This is a genomic window from Mesorhizobium sp. M7D.F.Ca.US.004.03.1.1, assembly GCF_003998635.1.
Taxonomy (GTDB): Bacteria; Pseudomonadota; Alphaproteobacteria; order Rhizobiales; family Rhizobiaceae; genus Mesorhizobium; species Mesorhizobium loti.
Window position 1 is genome coordinate 1 of the sequence record NZ_RZQG01000871.1, and the last position, 2450, is coordinate 2450.

General features: G+C 59.6%; 3 protein-coding genes. All 3 read right to left on the bottom strand.

Annotated features, from left to right (window positions below; translation table 11 throughout):
- Positions 1 to 109: 109 nt before the first annotated feature.
- Positions 110 to 1270: a cystathionine gamma-synthase gene (gene metB, locus EN935_RS31155; protein WP_127373975.1), complete on the bottom strand. Its 1161-nt coding sequence runs from the start codon at positions 1268 to 1270 to the stop codon at positions 110 to 112.
- Positions 1271 to 1956: 686 nt separating this feature from the next.
- Positions 1957 to 2283, bottom strand: a complete 327-nt coding sequence (locus EN935_RS31160; RefSeq protein ID WP_164758027.1) for a cupredoxin family copper-binding protein — start codon at positions 2281 to 2283, stop codon at positions 1957 to 1959.
- The coding region (locus EN935_RS31165; protein ID WP_164771497.1) for a DUF4142 domain-containing protein at positions 2280 to 2450 on the bottom strand (171 nt) is incomplete at its 5' end. The genes EN935_RS31165 and EN935_RS31160, both read right to left, overlap by 4 nt.

The window sequence follows — 2450 nt, forward strand, 5'->3', positions numbered from 1 at the left end:
ACAGTGGACAGGGCTCGTCTTCAGGCCGTCGTCACGCTATAGCAACCAGCGACGATGTCGATAGCGCCGTTTTTTGACCACCTCTGCGCTCCCATCACATCGGCCCCTCCTAACCAGCGGCTTTGGAAAGCGCTAGCTCAAGGTCGGCGATCAGATCAGTCTCCGCTTCGAGGCCGACCGATAGCCTCAGCAGGCTGTCGCTTATTCCGGCGACCTTTCGGGCCTCGGCGCCCATTCCAGCATGGGTCATGGTAGCCGGATGGGCAATAAGGCTCTCGACGCCACCGAGAGACTCGGCCAACGTGATAACTTCGACCGCTTCGACGAAGCGCCGAACCGCCTCAACGCCTCCAGCCAGTTCGAAGCTCAGCATCGCTCCGAACCCGGCTTGCTGAGCCTTGGCGATCGCATGGCCTGGATGGGATTCGAGACCCGGATAATGGACCGCGCTGACTTGTGCCTGTCTTTGCAGGAATGCGGCGACCGCCGCTGTGTTTGTTTGCTGCCGCTCGATGCGCGGGAACAGCGTGCGAAGGCCTCTGAGTGTCAGGTAGGCATCGAAAGGTGCACCTGTCACGCCGGTGATCTTGGCCCACTCGGAGAGTGCGCCCGCATCGCCCGCTTGCGTCGCGACGATGGCGCCGCCTACCACATCGGAATGGCCATTCAGGTATTTTGTGGTCGAATGGACGACAAAATCCGCGCCCAGCGCGATCGGCCGCTGCAGAGCAGGCGACAGGAAGGTGTTGTCCACGGCAACCTTAGCGCCGACGGCCTTTGCCTGAGAAGCGATCGAGCGGATATCGACGACGCGCATCAGCGGGTTGCTCGGTGTCTCGATCAAGACGAGAGCTGGCTTCTTTGACAACGTTGCGGACAACGCTGCTGCGTCGCCCTGATCAACGAAGAGGACGTCGAAATGCCCCTTGTCGCGACGCAACGAGAGCAGACGGTAGGTGCCGCCATAGCAATCGTGCGGCGCAACGATGAGTTCGTCTCGTCCCAATTGCCCAAGCAGCAGGTCGACCGCCGCCATGCCCGAGGAGGTGACGACCGCTCCAGCGCCGCCTTCCAGCCTGGCCAATGTATCGGCCAGCATGTCGCGGCTCGGATTGCCGGCTCGCGTGTATTCGTAACGCCCCGCCTCGTCATAGCCCGGAAAAACGAAGGTGCTTGAAAGATACACCGGCGGCGTGACCGCACCGAAGCCACGGTCGGCAGCAATGCCGTTCGCCGCCGCAATGGTCCGTGGATCTTGGGGCTTTGTCATGACGACAATCTCGCGCTAGATGAGCCAAGGTCGGTCGGGAATCAGTTCAGCGGCTGGACCATGGGTAGACAACGCCGCAGCTTCCGGGCTTCAGCGGGATCGTCAGGGCGGTAATTCGTTCCCATTCTCGGCCGCAAAGCCCGGGCCCGGAAACTCGGATGCAGTGGTCTGTCGGCACAGTCCTGCTCGTGATTTTTTTGCCAAATTAGGAAGCCTGACGGAGCGCGCATCCTGAATGCTCTGCCGGCTGTCGGACACGACCATCGCATTCGAGCTTTGGCCATGACAAACGAATGATATTGCTAGTTTGATGCAATAATTTTGTTGCAAATGATTGTTGAAACGCCCGTCCTATAGTTCTCTCGATTGCGTATCGTTCCTTCTAAGAACGATGCGTCCCGTGGTCGAAAAATGCGCTTGTCAAATTCCAGTTTTTTGCTGTGTCGAGATAACGCACGCACCTAACTTGCCTGTTTGTGCGTGCTCAACTGCGCAAGGACATTCGGTCGGTCGAGACCGCCTGCGGCGATCCATAGGTCGGTGCTGCTCGCAGCCCGCTCGATCAAATACCTTCGTCTGGGAGAAGTCGTAGGCGATCCGAACAGCGGACAAAGTGACGGCAGGACGAAGAAGTCGAAGCGGTGGGATCGCGGCGTCTGCCGCGATCCCACGATCCAGATTGACCGCTACGGCGCCACCGCGATGTGGCCCTTCATGTTGGGGTGGAAGCGGCAGAAATAGTCGACCGCTCCCGCAGCCTTCAATGTCAGGCTTGCGGACTTTTTCGGCGGGATCATCACCTCCCAACCGCCCTTGACGGTGGCCGTGTGCCCGAACATGTCCTTGTTCACCCACTCGATCGTATCGCCAACCTTCGCCTCGACCGTCGCTGGCGAGAACACCAGCTTGTCGATGGTGACCTGGATGGTTTCTGCCTTCACCGGCGCGGCAATGACTGTCAGCGCCAGTGCAATCCAAAGATGACGTTTCGGCACCATCAGCGCCGGCCTCATTTCAGCATACTGGCGACGTGTTCGGCATGCTGCTCATGGCCCTGGAATATCTTCAGGCCGGTCTCCAGCAGGCTCTTCAACTCGGCATTGCTGGCCGACGGGATGAGCAGCGTTTCAAGAGCGCCGTCGACCTGCTTGTGATAGGCCACCTCATTGTCGACATAGGC